We start from the raw sequence: 14,732 nt of genomic DNA, 5'->3' as shown, positions 1-14,732 counted from the left end.
CCGTATGGATTCCCTGTCGCTGAACCCGATGACCCTGGCCCTGTTTCTGGGGGCCTTATCGCTGGTGCCGATTCTGATGATTGTCTGCACCTGCTTCCTGAAGATTTCCATGGTATTGATGCTGACCCGCAACGCCATGGGGGTTCAGCAAGTCCCGCCCAATATGGCGATTTATGGCATTGCGCTGGCGGCTTCACTGTTTGTAATGGCGCCGGTGTTTAATGAGATGAGCCAGCGGGTAAAAACGGTGCCGATTGACAGTCAGTCTGCTGAGCGGCTGGAGTACACGGTCAGCAATGGCGTTGAGCCGCTAAAGCGCTTTATGGTGAAAAATACCGATCCGGACATCCTCACCCATCTGCAGGAAAATGCCCAGCGCATGTGGCCAAAAGAGATGGCCGACACCATCCAGCACGACAGCCCGCTGCTGCTGATCCCTTCATTTGTGCTGTCAGAGCTGCAGAACGGCTTCAAAATTGGCTTCCTGATTTTCATTCCATTTATCGTGGTGGATCTGATTGTCTCTAACGTGCTGCTGGCGCTGGGGATGCAGATGGTGTCGCCAATGACTATCTCGCTGCCGCTGAAAATCCTGCTGTTTGTGCTGGTCAGCGGCTGGACACGGCTGCTCGATGGCCTGTTCTACAGCTATCTGTGAGGGGCCGTCGATGGATATTCTGACCCTGTTTCGTCAGGCAATGCTGCTGGTGGTGCTCCTTTCTGCACCGCCCTTAATCGTGGCGGTGATCGTCGGCGTTATCGTCTCGCTTCTGCAGGCGGTGATGCAGTTGCAGGATCAGACGCTGCCATTCGCCATCAAACTGGTGGCTGTGGGAGTGGCGCTGGCATTAACCGGACGCTGGATCGGCGTGGAGCTGATCGAGCTGGCGCAGAGCGCCTTTGCCATGATGCCGAACGTGAAGTACTGATATGTGGAACAACGTCCTCTTCGATGGCTATCATTTTATCCTTGCCGTCACCCTCGCGATGGCGCGCATTTTCCCCTGCCTGCTGCTGTCGCCGGTTTTCTCCTTCAATGCCATTAAAGGCGGCCTGCGCTCGGCGATAGTGCTGGCGCTGGCGCTGTTTCCCACTCCGATGATCCAGCAGCAGCTGGCGCTTGAAGATCCGTCGCTGTTTTTGCTGGCGGCGCTGGCGCTGAAAGAGGTGATTATCGGCGTGATGATTGGCCTGCTGATGGCGATGCCGTTCTGGATGTTTGAGTCCGTGGGTGCGCTGTTTGATAACCAGCGCGGGGCGCTGATGGGCGGCCAGCTCAACCCGCAATTGGGGCCGGATGCCACGCCGCTCGGTTTTCTGATGCAGCAGTCGATCATTCTGCTGCTGGTGGTGGGGCTGGGGCTGTCGACGCTGACCCAGATTGTCTGGGACAGCTACCGGCTCTGGCCCGCGATGCAGTGGCTGCCGTTCCCGGGTGAAGCCGGATTTAAAGTCTATCTGGATATGCTGGGCAGCGTGTTTATACATATGGTGTTGTACGCCGGGCCGCTGGTGGCACTGCTGTTGCTGGTGGATTTCAGCGTTGGCATCCTCAGTATTTACAGCCCTCAGCTGCAGGCCACGGTGCTGGCGATGCCTGCCAAATGCCTGCTGGGGATGCTGTTCTTCGTGCTGTATCTGCCGATCCTGAACTACGTCGGTGGTGAACGGCTGTTCGAGCTAAAAGATCTGATCCCCCATCTTGCCGATATGCTGGGCAAAGGAGGGAAGTAATGGCAGAAAAAACGGAAAATGCCACGCCCCATAAGCTGAAGGAGTCGCGAAAGAAGGGGCAGGTAGGGCAGACGCCGGATATCCCGAAGCTGCTGATTTGCATCGGCGTGATGGAGACGATTTTTGCGCTGGTCGGGGGTGGGATGCAGCGTCTTGAGGCGATGGTGATGTTACCGCTCGGACGGCTCCACGATCCCTTTGGTCACGCGATGCAGGAAGTGGCAATGGACGGTCTGATGGTACTGCTCTATTTCTGCGGTATCGTCTGTGCGCTGATTTTTCTGCTGAGGATCCTCGGCGGCTGGATCCAGTTCGGCCCGCTGTTTGCCACCGAGGCGCTGGAGCCGAAGTTTGATGCGATCAACCCGGTTGGCCATCTGAAGAATATGTTTTCTGCCAAACAGCTGACCACGCTGCTGACCAGCGTGCTGAAGGCCATTGCGATTGGAGTGATTTTCTATCTGGCAATTAAACCGGATTTGGGGCCGTTGGCACAGCTGGCTTATGGCGATGATCTGAACGGTTTCTGGCTGTCGGTGTTGGCACTTTTCAAGAAGATCGTGCGTGAAACGCTGGCGCTGCTGCTGGTGATGAGCGTGCTGGACTTCGGACTGCAGAAGTATTTCTTCCTTAAACAACAGCGGATGAGCCATGAAGATATCCGCAACGAATTCAAGCAGAGCGAAGGTGACCCGCATATGAAAGGGCACCGCAAATCGATGTCGCAGCAGATCCTTAACGAAGCGCCTAAGCCGCGACGTGAGGTGGCGGTGGAAGAGGCCGATATGGTGCTGATTAACCCGACCCATTTCGCCGTCGGCCTTTATTATCGCGCAGGAGAAACACCGCTGCCGCGCCTGCTGTTTAAAGCCGAGGGTTATGAAGCGCAGGATATTATTGAAGAAGCCAAAACCCGAAATATGCCGGTGATCCGCTTTGTCTGGCTGACCCGAACGCTGTTCCGTACCGTGGAGGAGGGCGACTATATCCCTCGCGAAACGCTGAAGGCCGTGGCCCAGGTGTATCGCCTGCTGAAAGAGATCGAAGATCAGCAGATCGATGAGGTGCTGGATATTGAGGAGTGATGCTTTATCAGAGCTGAACGGTGCCTTTCAACTTACAAATTAGCATATTCAAGAATTTCTTCACCCATTAACAGACAGTCGTCAGGGTAGTATAAAAAACGCATTCGGTATTTTCCTTTATATATGTTTCCCCAGACCTCAAGTACATCAAAAATTTGTTTTTTATTTTCAGGGTTTTTTATTTTTGTTAATGGGGTGACGTCGTCATCGATAACAATTCGCTCGTCATTATCACGATAAAATGACAAGAGTTTTTTTGCTTCGACAAGTGCCTCTTTTTTGCATTGCAAAGATGACTTGCCTGATGAAGCATGAACAGATAAAGGGAGTAATGTCAGGATTGAAATTACTAATGCTGTTAATTTTATTTTTTTCACTGGAATCCTCCAAGGACTTGTTTCGCTTTTTTTAGAGCCAATTTTCTTTCTTCATAACCATTAAAACCACTATTAACTACTAAGGTCACACTTCTTATATGATCATTATCAGCCAGTCTGTTAAGGTTTCTTGAATTCCAGAAGAAACAGGCAGCTTTCACGGCAGTATAGGGGTTGTTAGCTAAACTCTCAGGATTGCTAACGTAATCTTTACCGAATTTCTTGCCGAATTTATCGTAATTATCACGTCCTGTAAGATGGAGTACGCCGCGTCCAATAAATTTAGGATCATCGCCAGGAAGTGTATTACCTAAGTTTTTACCAATCCTGGTGTCATAATCGTACTCCCTTCCGCCATGGGCTGGAATTTCTGTCAGAGAAGAGAAGACAGACACTATCCGTGTAGCTATTTATACCGGATTGATCTTCATCAAGCGTTAGGATGCTTGAAGGTTTTTTAGGAATTAAAAGGGATATGACGGCAGGATTTTTAAGAAAAGGAGTAGTAATCGCCACGCTCGGAGTAAAAAGCGGTCAGTTCAGATCCACCAGCGAATACAGCGTGTTAATAGCGTCGTGGGGATCGTCTTCCGGGGAAGGCTGGAGCATCACGCTCAGCGCGCCATCAGCATCCATGCTGATGTAACAACCGTCGTAGCGATCGGGGTGCTGAAAACGCCACGTCAGCACCTGACGCAGCAGCGTATCCCGCAGTGAGCCAGGCAAAATGCGTAACGTCAGCGTGGGGGAAGGGCCGGGAAGGTAAAACAGCTCGCTGCCGGGCTGTGATGCCCAGCCGCAGGCTTCACTCTTTTGCCAGGCGGCCAGGAAGGCCGCCATATTGTCCACCCAAATCATTCGTTCACCGAGGCTTGCGAATAGTCGAACGGGCCGTTACGCATGTCCGGCTGCCACCAGATGGTCATCGCATGATCGTCGGAGACCGGGCGGCAGGAGACATCATTGCATCCGGCAAACTTTGGCTTCGCACACGCGGATAACAGCAGTGCCAGCGCCAGCACTAAAAACGGCTTCTTCATCTTTCTCACTCCCTTAACGCGACAGCAGACGGGTTGACGATCGGGTGCCTGCAGCGACAGGTGCTGCCGGTACATAGCCATCCGGTGACTTCAGCAGCGAAACGCGGGCAGGGCGTGCCGGGATCTGCGTGTCATACGCAACGTACACCTCGGTCGATTCTCCCGGCTTCAGGCGTGTATGTGGCCAAGCCGAGACGGCCAGCGTACGGTCGCTGCGGCAGGCTGCTTCATCAAAGCGGGCTTCTTTACCGCTGGTGTTAGTGATCACGCCCACGGCGATCTGCATTGAGCTGTTGCCGTACCACTGGTGCCGCGCACTGGTGCGGAAGGTCAGCGGGATATTACACAGCGAACTCAATGCCAGGCCAGTCTGCGTGGCCTGCAAGCCTCCCGGCAGTCGGTTTTCCGCCAGATCCTGCATCCCACTCTCAATGGTGCGCTTCATATCGCCAAACTGATGGCGGCGGTTGATATCGCGCAGCGTATCGTTGACCTGATCGCGATTATCCGCATCCACATAGCGGGAAGGATCCACCTGATCGCCAATCAGATGCGGGGTGATGATAAACAGCCTCTCACGCTGGGAAGTGGTGTGATTATTCGAGGTGAACAGTTTGCCAATTAGCGGAATTTTACCGAGGATCGGTACGCGCTGCTCATCATCCCCACTTTGTTTGGTGTGGAAGCCTCCCATGACCAGCGAACGTTTTTCCTGCACCAGTGCCTGGGTGCTGATCACGCCATTTTCGGTGCCCTGTGCGCTGCCGTCCTCGTTTTTATCCAGCTTGCCATCTTCCACATCCACCACCAACTGCACCGCCGCTTTGCCCGGATTCGCTCCGATGGAACGGGGCGTCACGCGCAGGCTGGTGCCAGCGGTGACTTCGCGGATATCGGCCACGCGCTCGCCGATAGCGGTAATAAAGGCGGTATTGCTGAAGTCGATCACCGCAGGCTGGTTCTCCAGCGTCAGTACCGACGGATTGGCAATAATTGAGGCTGTGCCTTCGCCTTCCAGCGCCTGGATATCAGCGAAGAAGCGGTTAAAGTCCGTGACAAAAAGCGTGCTGGTGCCGCTGAGCATAGAGGCTCCGGCGGTGACGTTGCCAAATTGTCCTGACCAGTTAGTGGAGAGCCGTGCCAGCTCGTTGCGATCGATATCGACGATCACCGCGTCAATCTCGATCAGCTTCTGCGGCACGTCGATCATTTTCACCAGCTCCTGATACTCAGAGCGCAGCTTTTTATTGTCACGGACCAGCAGGGTGTTATTTCTCACGTCGGCGGAAACTTTGCCCTGCAAGGCTTTCCCCTGACTCTGGTCCTGCGCGTTGCTGCGTCCCAGCCGGGTATTACGACCAATCATCTGCTCCATAATGCTGCGGCTTTCACTCTGCATCGCCTGATACGGGCTGTTGCTGTCGCCACGGCCATTCTGCGTGGTGGTGGTGCCATTGGCCGAGCCGTTGCTGTTTTGTCCCAGCAGCTCATTCAGCATGGTGGCCACGCCGGGCACGACCAGTGTCTGATCGCGGTATTTGATGGTGCGATCCGCTACATCGGCATACTTCAGGGGGAAGGCCATCATCTGCTTATCTTCGCTGGTTTCCGGCTCCGACTTTTTACTGAACTCAGCAATAAGATCGACATACTTCGGCGGCCCGGTCACCAGTACCACGCCTTCGTCAGGCAGTTCGCCCCAGCCGAAGCGAGGTTCCAACAGGCCAACTCCCTGCAGAGCCTGTTTGATATCCGGCGCGGCATCAGGGCTGATTTTCAGACGCCGTGATGTCTGTTCAGACTGGGGGCTGACATAGAGCGTGTTGTTATAAACGAACCATTGAAAGCGGTACTCCAGCGCCAGCCGGTTCAGGAAGGCTTCGGCATTGTCTGAGCGCAGACGGGCGGTTACAAAGGTATCCGGCAGGCCGCTGACGTTGGCATCAACACCGTGACTGCTGGCAAAATCCTGCAGGATCACGCTTAACGGGGTATTATCAGCGGAATAGGCATAGGCGCCGTCTTTCCACTCATCCGGGGTGCTGGCATAGCCGTGTGACACTGATAACCCGATCGCCAGTGCCAGAAGCAGCGGACGGAACGGTAAAAAAGCAGACAGCGGTTGAGACACGCTTCTCTCCTTATTATACGGACATCGTAACGCCTTGCCGCGTGAGCAGGCTCAGCAGGGAATCCTGCCAGACTTCGCACTGGTTACAGAGGCTTTCCAGCAGCGCAACTGCATAGTCGGTCTGGTCATTTTTCAGGCGGATGATCAGGCACAACACCTCCGTCTGCGGGTTAAAGCAGAGGGCGGCAGTCCGATCGGTAAAGTGTGCCAGGGCAGGGCGGGACAGCCTGAGTGCCGCCTGCATTACCCGGCCATCAACCGGCACGGGCAGAGTTAATTCAGCAAGCCAGAACCAGCCGCCGGGCAGGCGCTGCAGCCTGACGGGCATGCCGTCAATCCACAGCGCCAGTTCGCCATCTGACTGGTCAAGACATTGCTCCGTCAGGGCAGCAACATCAGTTGATGGCATCAATGATCGCCTTGCGAATGCCGTGTTTGTACTGGGTGTACTGTGAGCTGGCCCAGTTGGCATTAGAAAGGTCGAGCATCTCATTCTGGAAGGCGTACATATCGCTAACGTTAAAAGGCTGGTCCTGGCTATTCTGCGCAAACTGGTACATGTCTTTCTGCGCGTGAACCACCTGATTGGTTAAGCGACGCTGGATAGAGTCGTCGTTGCTCATCTTGTCGGTCTCCTGTGGGGGTCTGACATTAAGTGGTATGTTGGGCCGACAGGTTCCAGGCGGGGGGGAAAAATGTTGTGGGGAGGTAACTTCTTCGGCGAAAAATCCGGAGCGGAGAGCTGAGCGTGTGGGCATCAAGGTCAGCTAACGGGAAGCAACGCTGCGCAGAGTTGTGACCAGCTAAGATGCAGTTCACCCTGTTCAGTGGTCAGCAACAGGCTGTCGGCAGGCAGGGTGGTATCACTGCTGATCTGCCATGCCAGCTGCGGATGCTGTACCAGCCACTCCTGCACGACTGTCTGTTGTTCAGGAGAACAGAATAGCGTGGCGGCGGCCTGCCGACCCTGCGCTTTTAACAGCTGTTGCAGCATCGCCTGCAGGCGGGCTTCCGTTGGCTGTTCAGCCAGCAACTGGCTCATCGCCTGTGTCAGCAGGGCTTCGGCGCGAGGTAACAGAGCTGCCTGCCACTGCTGTTGCTGTTGTTGCCAGTCGGCGAACAGTTGCTCAGCACCGGCCAGAAACGTCTGCTGCTGCTCAGCAATCTGTTCCGCCAGTTGTTGCGCGCTGCGCTCGCGGGCATCGTTCAGCAGCTGTTCAGCCTGCCGGTGGGCAGCGTCCAGGCAGGCCTGCGCCTGCTGTTCCGCGCTTTGTAATATCGTCAGCGCCTGCTGATGTTCAGCCAGAAGCTCACGTGTAAGCAACGTACCCGACAAGTGTTGCGGGTTAAGCAGGGTTATTTTCTTGTGGATCCACATTCGGCACACTCTCAGGTTGCTGGCTTTGCCAGATTGCGGCGTCCAACAACGCAGCCAGCCGCGATGCGGGTAGCTTCGCTGAGGGATACTCTGCCACCTGGTTGACCCAGTCGCGAGGGAACAATAAACGCAGGCGAGGCCAGCTCTCCGGATGAAGGCTGCGCAGCAGGATCAGGCTGCCGGAGGTATAGGGCTGAAAGTAGCCAGCCGGAAGCCAGCTTTCACAGCGCAGCGCCCTTGCCAGGCGGCGACACCAGATCAGGTTGGCGCTGCTTAGCCCTGGCGGTTCAGCCTGTGGTGCACAGATACCGGCCAGCAGGGCCAGCAGCCGCAGCCAGGCTTCCCCGGGTAGCTCAATCAGCGTCAGCAGGCGGGACTGCGGCTCTGGCGGCAGGTCGGCGCGGATGCCAAAGCTGGCCGCCACGGCCTGCGGGTGCTGCCAGGCCAGCGCCTGTTGCTGATCGGCGGGCAGGGCGTAAAAACCGTTATTGGCCCAGCTTTCATCCGCCAGTTGCCAGTAACCCTGATGCCACCAGTGCAGCCACGCCTGAGCCTGCTCCTCACCCCAGCTCATTGGCAGGCTTTCCTTTATTTTTGCGGCCCGGCCGGAACAGCAGCAGGGCGAAGGCGGCCAGCAGCACAATAGCCAACAGGGAGAAGATCCATTTCACCGTAGAGTATTCATCCGTGGAGAGCTGGAACGGCCCCATTTGAACCACTTCGACCCGATCTTCATAGGTCTGGGCAGGCACAAAAACAATGGCCAGATCCTTGTCACTTTTCCCCGCCAGACCGGGAATACTGGTTGCCACCATCTGACGGATACGCGGCTCGATGCTGTCCGGGTCGAGGTTATTATGGTATTTGATAAACACCGAAGCAGAAGCGGGCTGGACTGGTTCTCCAGGTGCTAACCGTTCTGGCAGCACCACGTGGACCCTGGCCACCACCACGCCATCAATCTGCGCCAGAGTGGATTCCACTTCCTGCGACAGGGCATAGATGTAGCGTGCCCGTTCTTCCATCGGGCTGGAGATCACACCGCTTTTCTGGAAAACCTCGCCCAGATTGGTACGCGCTTTGCGTGGCAGCCCGGCAGAGTCGAGGATTTTTACGCTTCGTTCGATATATCTGGCGTCCACAGAGACTGAAATCCCCGCTTTATCTATCACTTTATCCGCGGCGATCTGGTGCTGATTCAGCTCAGCGATGATGTCATTGGCGTCGTTTTCAGCCAGTCCGCTGTACAGCACGGTTTTGTCGCCGCAGCCGGCCAGCAGCAGCACCAGCGACAGCGTCGCCAGCCATTTCAGCAGGAGGGTTTTCATCGCAATAGCTACTGTAGGTTGGTCAGTTTATCAATGCTCTGTACGCCTTTGGCGACAATCTTGGCATTCATTAAATTTTCAATGTAATAGTTTGACAGCGCGGCGTTGGCCTGGCTGAATTCTAATAAGTTGGACGAGCGGGAGGCCTTCTGCAAATCCTGATAGGTCTGCTTTCTTTCCCGCTCATTATTATTCATGGTATTGGCCAGTCCGGAGAGAAAATGAGTCACGTTGGCCGGTGCGGAGACTTTTTCCACCTGAGGTTCTTCTTTTAACTGTGCGGAGAAAAAATCGACATCGGTCTGATCGGGTTGCGCCAGGGAGGGTTTCTCTGCCATATCGGCGTGGGTTAACCCTGCCTGTGAAGAAGCTATTTTCATGGCGGTGGACTCATACAAGCGAGTGGAAGAGCAGTGCGGACCGGGGCCCGGGCCGCACTATGAAGCCAGACTAGTACTGGATCTTCACCTGAGCAGCAGCAGAGCCGGCCTTGCTGGCACTATCTGCAATACCGTTCATTTTGTTGTTCTGTGCATCCAGCTTGGCTTTATCAACCATATCCTGCTGCATCTGGCCCTGTACGTCCTGCATCTGCGACATGAAGCTTGCACCGTCAGTTGCGCTTTCTGTTTTGGTGGCTGCAGCAGCTGCAGTTGAGATACCACTAGAGATTGCAGACATAGTGTGACTCCTGATTAAAAAGTGAGTTTGAACATCAGCGTATTCGTTTATTAAGTGGGAGCGGAATAAAAAGGGTTCCAAATTTTTTTTATTTTATTTTTGTCGGGATGAATGTAATAAAAAAATATTCGAGCGCAATTACCTGCTCAGGCAACGATATTCAGTAATTTTATCCGGTGATAGAGCGTCCGGCGCGGAATACCTAATTCATGCACCACATCATCGATTTTATGGCCGTGCCGGTTCAGGCACTCTTTAATCAGGCTGCGTTCGATTCTGCGCAGGCGATCTTTCAGCAGGGTAGCTTCGCCATCGCAGGGAGAAAAATCACACAGCGGCGGCAGTCGCAAAACATGGCGTTCGGCTGCGGCTTTCAGCTCGCGGATATTTCCCGGCCAGCTGTGCAGCAGCAGGGCCTCGTCCAGCGCCAGCGATCGGGGTGGAATGGATTGTTTAAGGCGCATTGCCGCTTCCTGAGTAAACCGGCGGAACAGCGGAATAATCAGTTCGGCATGAGAACGCACCGTCGGTGTTTCAATTTTAATGGTCGACAGGCGGAAGTAGAGATCGCGACGAAAACGTCCTTCATCGACCAGGTCGACCAGCGGGGTCTGCGATGCGGCAATGACCCTTAAGTCCAGCGTAATCGGCTGTGTTGAACCCAATCGGTGAATCGCGCGGGTTTCCAGCACCCGCAGTAATTTAGCCTGCAGGATCAGTGGCATGCTGTCGATTTCATCCAGAAACAGGATCCCTTTGTCTGCGGTTTCGATATACCCGGCGCGGGAATGGCTGGCACCGGTATAGGCACCGGCCATCACGCCGAACAGCTCGCTTTCGGCCAGGTTTTCCGGGATGGCGGCACAGTTCACGGGAACCAGCGGTCCCTTTGCACCGGATAGCTGATAAATCCGTCTTGTCAGAGTATCTTTGCCGGTACCCGTTTCGCCCTCCAGCAAAAGGTCGACCTTCAGCGGTGCGAGTGTATTAACCATCGGATGCAGGTTAGCGTGAATGTCTGCTCTTGCCAGATCTGTCTTGTTATCACTGCCCGTAAACATATTTTCTCCTGTCTTCCCTCAGACGAATTTATTACAAATTCAGTTGGCAACCTGATGTGAAATAAGAGACGAAATACAACAGAATCCGGGACCCAAACGCCCGGTGGTAACACTCAATTTTTACTTACTATTTACTAGCCTGGCCTTGCGCGGCTATCAGTTTCATCTGAAGTTGTTGTGGGGATCTCCGTGCCGAAAGGTAGGGAAATCCCTACAAAAATGGGCCAGATGACTGATTAATATGTGTAAACAAGTACATTATTTAGATTGCTAATCGTTAAGAATGTGTAATTTAGATTGCCGGAAATGAGCCTTTCCAATCTTAACAGGGAACCCTTCACCGTCATCTTCCACCTATGAAGTGAGCAAAAGCCTGGGGCACCACGGCTCCAATCAGGGTGGGCTGACTCGCAGAAGTACACATTTCAATTAATGGAGGTACCTATGAGTGGCATGAAAATAGGCGGCGGAGCAGGCGGCGTATTGGGTGGGGGTAAAGCAGGCGGTATGGAGATGCCGGGTGCCGATCTCTCCGGCAAGGGACGCCAGGATATCGGCATTAATGGTTCGCGTAATAGCGGATCGCAGGGCGGGAATGGCCTGAGCAGCGCGCTGAATTTCGGCTCCAGCGCGCTGAGCAAAGTAGGCGGCCAGGGCGTGCAGTTTGGCGGCCAGGCCACTAACGATGCGGTGAAAAACAGCAGCGGTAGCGAAGGCGGTCAGGGGGCAAATAGCGATCAGAACAGCGTCACTAACAGCCTTACCCAACTGCTGAACGCCATCGTGCAGCTGCTGCAGGGTAAAGGGGCTGAGGGCGGTGACAAATCCGGCACCGATGCCAGCAATGGCAGCGGAAACGGCAGCTCAGGCAGCCAGCAGGCTTCTGGCAGTGGCGATATCATGACCCAACTGATGGATATGATCAAAAAGATGCTCGGCCAGTCATCCGGTGACAGTTCTTCCGGCAATGCAGCCGGTAACAGCAGCGGTAGCGGCACTTCCGGCTCACAGGATGCTTCCGGTAGCGGTGATATCATGACCCAACTGATGGATCTGATTAAAAAGATGCTCGGACAGTCTTCTGACAGCTCCGATGCTTCCGGCCAGTCTGGAACCGGCACCGGCTCTTCACCAACAGCTGCGCAAAGTAACAGCGGCACTCAGGAAGGCAGCAGCCAGGACAGCAGCGGCATCGCCGGTAAGCTGGGTGGTGCATTGCAGATGCTCGGTCTGGGCGCCATTCTCTCTGCCCTGCAGGGTGGCGGAGCCAGTGCCCAGAGTGGTAGCGAGAGCAGTAAATAAGTCAGAGGAACGCCAGCTGGTATTCCCTGAGAAAAGCGTGAACGGGAGGTTGACGATCGCGCTGGACAAGTTATCACACCCTGTGAGCAGTAAGCTGACAGGGTGTTTTTTTATGCCGGAAGCGTACTGCTGCCAGTGGCAAAATCCAGCGACATAATGCCCCGGCTGGCACTTCCTGCGGCAAAAGGCCACCCAACGGAATCCGTTTAACTATCAGGACGAGAAATAAGCCTTTTAATTTGCCCGGTGCCTCAGCCAGCCGCCATACCCATGGTGGCTCGGTAAAATGTACCGTTGCAGCGCTATTGATGGCGATCATGCCTTTGTGATGGTGGGTGACCTGCGGACCAACGGTGAGCGGAATTATTTGAAGGCTTTGCCGATCAGGACGGAAAGCTGCAGCAATTTCTGTTACTGCCCGCGGAAGAGGCTCAGCCAGCCTGAGAGCAGGGCCAAAAAGAGGGCCCTGCCCGGCAAAGCCGTTTAATGCGGTTGTTCAAATCCCGCCTTTATCATCTCATCACGAAAGGCTTTAGTGATGGCGCGATTTCCTCCGGTGACCGGGTAAACTACGTTGTTGATCACATCGTCGAGGTAATGTTCATTAAACTCTTGTAACGTCAGTTGCGAACCGCCTTCATCATTGATGGCGATCGACCCTTTAATATGGTCGCCCGCATTTTTTGCTTTCAGGCTGTATCTGCCCATACTGCTGTTGACTGTGCTCATAAGATCTCCTTGTTAACTTTCAGGGTTGCGTCATAGCAAGTGAGTCCATAGCGAATAACCCTATCATTCTAGCGCCAACCTAAGAATTATCTGTAAAGAAACCGCAGATCGTGATCGCTATCAACTGTTACTCAGCGGACGGCCTGGCCCGTGTGAACTCAGGCGGGCCTGCAACTGGTCCGCTCCCCATTGCACCGCTTTGGGGATATTTTCCTGTAATTTTTGCGTCAGTTTGTCTGATATTTCCGGAGCAAGGATTTCGGCGGCCGGTACGGAGGCAAAGACCGGCGCGGAGAGGGCAAAGTTAGTCAGGTGGCTCATTGCAGCCTGCGAGGCCGCATTAAAACCTTTGCTTTTCATGGCCTGGCTTACGGCGCTACGGGCAGATAACGTGGCGGCAAATCCTCCGGCCAGCAGTCCATTTTTCGACATGCCTGCCGCACTTAAGACTTCCCGTCCGGCTCTTAAGCCATCCGTTGCCACATCCAGCGGCAGTTTAGCCAGCCGCTTAGCGGCACCGGCCAGCGGAGCGGTGAAGGCGTTGATATTTTTAAGCGCGGTATACTGTTCTTTCCAGTCAGTGCGACCCAGCAGGTATTCTGCCCCAACGCGGCCCTGCTTGCTGTCTACCGCATGTGTAGCTCCGGACATCAGACCCCCTGCGACAACGCCTCCTCCGGCAGTCAGCCAGGTGTCCACTTTAGCCGCCGTGGCCGGTCCAAATTTTGCTGTTACCGCCGCTGATGTTCCCAGACGCAGTAAATTCCTCGCGCTGTAGCTCTGAATAGCCGCGGCGTTTTCTCCTGCCAGTCTGCCCGTGGACGGTTTTTTCTGTTCGCTAACCTGATGCATGACCGGCTCTAGTTGTGACGGTTCCGCTGTCAGCCATTGAGTATTGGCAGTGGCTTTATCCAGCAGGGCACAGCCAAAGGTATCGGCAATACCTGACTGCAACCCCGCATGCAGACCAAGCTGAGCGGCCCCTTCAGCAAAGGCGCTGAGCTGGGGAAAGGTGTCAAAAGCGACCGAAGCAACGGCAAAGGGGATGGCCCGTACCGCGCCGCGGGCAACCTGAGCCACGCTGTCGAGCCGGCTGCCTTTGGCCAGAACCGCTTCAACAGACTCTGGCGTTTCGTTCATGGTGTGCAGCTGGCGAGTACGATCTTCGATCAGGCGATGAAAATCGGCGGCGTTCTCACCGTCAATATGGCGGCCAAAGAGGACTGCCAGTTTGTGGTGGAGCGCGGCTTCGTTGGCGGTGTGATAGCTGGCTCTGGCAACATGGTGGATCCCACCGCTCTCGCCGGGCAGGCTGGTCTGGCTTCGTTCATTGTGAACTGAACTTTTTTCGGAACCTTCAGAACTCCGTGGCTGTTCGGCGACGGCATCGTGATAAATTTGCAGGCTACTGCGGGAAGAGTTAACAGAATTCACTATCAGGGACTCCGGTCAGCATAATCTTAAGATGTGATCGGTTGAGTGGATTAATGCAGTAGGGTGTTCCGTCGTTGCCAGATGGTTGCTTGCAGGCAGAAGAAGAGATTCTCTTCTATACTCAAGTGACTACAACGTAGTGAATTTTTACTCTGATTAAGGAAAATGGAATGAAGATTATTCTCTGGATTATTGCGATCATTTTCATTGTCGGGCTGCTGACGATTACGGGTGTCTTTAAGGTTCTGTTCTGAATGGCCGGGTGGCGGCGCGGATGGATGCGCTGTCACCCCTTGAAGTGCACGCCAGTGGCGGTTTTAAAGGCATTTACCTCTTCAGGTTCCGGCGAGGGCTGAGGGGGACTTTCTTCCTCAGTTGCGGTTGATAATCGCGTATTAAATAAGCAATCTTTCAGCGTTATTGGGTTATTACAGTTAGCGCAAATAGCGCCG

General features: G+C 54.6%; 20 protein-coding genes. 5 read left to right on the top strand and 15 right to left on the bottom strand.

Features of this window, described 5'->3' with window-relative positions; all coding sequences use genetic code 11:
- The first annotated feature begins 4 nt into the window (after positions 1 to 4).
- From sctR to sctU, 4 genes are read left to right on the top strand one after another with little or no spacing between them, the layout of a single operon-like run.
- Positions 5 to 658 carry a type III secretion system export apparatus subunit SctR gene (sctR, locus tag GSQ70_RS17585; protein ID WP_158783750.1) on the top strand — a complete coding sequence of 218 codons (654 nt, stop codon included), beginning with the start codon at positions 5 to 7 and terminating at the stop codon, positions 656 to 658.
- A 10-nt stretch (positions 659 to 668) separates the two neighbouring features.
- Entirely contained in the window at positions 669 to 929 is a 261-nt protein-coding gene (gene sctS, locus GSQ70_RS17580; protein WP_158783749.1) for a type III secretion system export apparatus subunit SctS, read from the top strand.
- Position 930: 1 nt separating this feature from the next.
- The gene (sctT, locus tag GSQ70_RS17575; protein ID WP_158783748.1) at positions 931 to 1,734 is read left to right on the top strand and encodes a type III secretion system export apparatus subunit SctT; all 804 of its coding nucleotides are present in this window, start codon (positions 931 to 933) and stop codon (positions 1,732 to 1,734) included.
- Positions 1,734 to 2,819 (top strand): type III secretion system export apparatus subunit SctU, encoded by a 1,086-nt coding sequence (gene sctU / locus GSQ70_RS17570; RefSeq protein WP_158783747.1) that lies wholly within the window; start codon positions 1,734 to 1,736, stop codon positions 2,817 to 2,819. Before sctT ends, sctU begins: the two co-directional genes overlap by 1 nt.
- Before the next feature lie 32 nt (positions 2,820 to 2,851).
- Here the strand turns inward: sctU and GSQ70_RS17565 are convergent, their stop codons facing one another.
- The 13 genes from GSQ70_RS17565 to GSQ70_RS17505 all read right to left on the bottom strand — a co-directional run bounded on the left by GSQ70_RS17565 (position 2,852) and on the right by GSQ70_RS17505 (position 10,815).
- Complete coding sequence (locus tag GSQ70_RS17565; RefSeq protein WP_233268337.1) at positions 2,852 to 3,196, bottom strand: hypothetical protein; 345 nt, start codon at positions 3,194 to 3,196, stop codon at positions 2,852 to 2,854.
- Entirely contained in the window at positions 3,193 to 3,591 is a 399-nt protein-coding gene (locus GSQ70_RS17560) for a glycoside hydrolase family 19 protein (protein WP_158783746.1), read from the bottom strand. The genes GSQ70_RS17565 and GSQ70_RS17560 overlap by 4 nt, the downstream gene beginning before the upstream one ends.
- 139 nt (positions 3,592 to 3,730) lie before the next feature.
- Positions 3,731 to 4,054, bottom strand: a complete 324-nt coding sequence (locus GSQ70_RS17555; protein ID WP_158783745.1) for a hypothetical protein — start codon at positions 4,052 to 4,054, stop codon at positions 3,731 to 3,733.
- Positions 4,051 to 4,236 carry an HrpT family type III secretion system protein gene (hrpT, locus tag GSQ70_RS17550; RefSeq protein WP_158783744.1) on the bottom strand — a complete coding sequence of 62 codons (186 nt, stop codon included), beginning with the start codon at positions 4,234 to 4,236 and terminating at the stop codon, positions 4,051 to 4,053. The genes GSQ70_RS17555 and hrpT overlap by 4 nt, the downstream gene beginning before the upstream one ends.
- Positions 4,237 to 4,249: 13 nt before the next feature.
- Positions 4,250 to 6,367 carry a type III secretion system outer membrane ring subunit SctC gene (sctC, locus tag GSQ70_RS17545; protein WP_233268336.1) on the bottom strand — a complete coding sequence of 706 codons (2,118 nt, stop codon included), beginning with the start codon at positions 6,365 to 6,367 and terminating at the stop codon, positions 4,250 to 4,252.
- A gap of 13 nt (positions 6,368 to 6,380) precedes the next feature.
- Positions 6,381 to 6,776, bottom strand: a complete 396-nt coding sequence (locus tag GSQ70_RS17540; RefSeq protein WP_158783743.1) for a hypothetical protein — start codon at positions 6,774 to 6,776, stop codon at positions 6,381 to 6,383.
- On the bottom strand, positions 6,763 to 6,990 hold the full coding sequence (locus GSQ70_RS17535; protein WP_158783742.1) for an HrpF protein: 228 nt from the start codon (positions 6,988 to 6,990) through the stop codon (positions 6,763 to 6,765). Before GSQ70_RS17535 ends, GSQ70_RS17540 begins: the two co-directional genes overlap by 14 nt.
- Before the next feature lie 140 nt (positions 6,991 to 7,130).
- Positions 7,131 to 7,745 (bottom strand): type III secretion system stator protein SctL, encoded by a 615-nt coding sequence (gene sctL, locus GSQ70_RS17530; RefSeq protein ID WP_158783741.1) that lies wholly within the window; start codon positions 7,743 to 7,745, stop codon positions 7,131 to 7,133.
- The gene (locus GSQ70_RS17525) at positions 7,714 to 8,319 is read right to left on the bottom strand and encodes a hypothetical protein (RefSeq protein WP_158783740.1); all 606 of its coding nucleotides are present in this window, start codon (positions 8,317 to 8,319) and stop codon (positions 7,714 to 7,716) included. The genes sctL and GSQ70_RS17525 overlap by 32 nt, the downstream gene beginning before the upstream one ends.
- Positions 8,306 to 9,073 (bottom strand): type III secretion system inner membrane ring lipoprotein SctJ, encoded by a 768-nt coding sequence (gene sctJ / locus GSQ70_RS17520; protein ID WP_158783739.1) that lies wholly within the window; start codon positions 9,071 to 9,073, stop codon positions 8,306 to 8,308. Before sctJ ends, GSQ70_RS17525 begins: the two co-directional genes overlap by 14 nt.
- Before the next feature lie 8 nt (positions 9,074 to 9,081).
- A complete protein-coding gene (locus GSQ70_RS17515; protein ID WP_199257274.1) occupies positions 9,082 to 9,453 on the bottom strand; it encodes an EscI/YscI/HrpB family type III secretion system inner rod protein in 372 nt (123 codons plus the stop codon).
- A gap of 70 nt (positions 9,454 to 9,523) precedes the next feature.
- Positions 9,524 to 9,754, bottom strand: coding sequence for a hypothetical protein (locus tag GSQ70_RS17510; RefSeq protein ID WP_158783738.1), 231 nt, complete (start codon positions 9,752 to 9,754; stop codon positions 9,524 to 9,526).
- A 146-nt stretch (positions 9,755 to 9,900) separates the two neighbouring features.
- Positions 9,901 to 10,815 (bottom strand): sigma 54-interacting transcriptional regulator, encoded by a 915-nt coding sequence (locus GSQ70_RS17505; RefSeq protein WP_158783737.1) that lies wholly within the window; start codon positions 10,813 to 10,815, stop codon positions 9,901 to 9,903.
- A 444-nt stretch (positions 10,816 to 11,259) separates the two neighbouring features.
- Between GSQ70_RS17505 and GSQ70_RS17500 the strand changes: the two genes are divergently transcribed.
- The gene (locus GSQ70_RS17500; protein ID WP_158783736.1) at positions 11,260 to 12,117 is read left to right on the top strand and encodes a hypothetical protein; all 858 of its coding nucleotides are present in this window, start codon (positions 11,260 to 11,262) and stop codon (positions 12,115 to 12,117) included.
- Between the two features lie 483 nt (positions 12,118 to 12,600).
- Here the strand turns inward: GSQ70_RS17500 and GSQ70_RS17495 are convergent, their stop codons facing one another.
- Together GSQ70_RS17495 and GSQ70_RS17490 are read right to left on the bottom strand one after the other, a co-directional pair.
- Positions 12,601 to 12,846, bottom strand: coding sequence for a hypothetical protein (locus tag GSQ70_RS17495; RefSeq protein ID WP_158783735.1), 246 nt, complete (start codon positions 12,844 to 12,846; stop codon positions 12,601 to 12,603).
- 120 nt (positions 12,847 to 12,966) lie between these two features.
- Positions 12,967 to 14,280, bottom strand: coding sequence for a hypothetical protein (locus GSQ70_RS17490; protein WP_158783734.1), 1,314 nt, complete (start codon positions 14,278 to 14,280; stop codon positions 12,967 to 12,969).
- Between the last annotated feature and the right edge of the window lie 452 nt (positions 14,281 to 14,732).

The sequence above is a fragment of the Pantoea sp. BAV 3049 genome (genome assembly GCF_009765445.1).
GTDB lineage: Bacteria > Pseudomonadota > Gammaproteobacteria > Enterobacterales > Enterobacteriaceae > Erwinia.
This window is presented reverse-complemented; position numbering and strand designations above follow the sequence as displayed.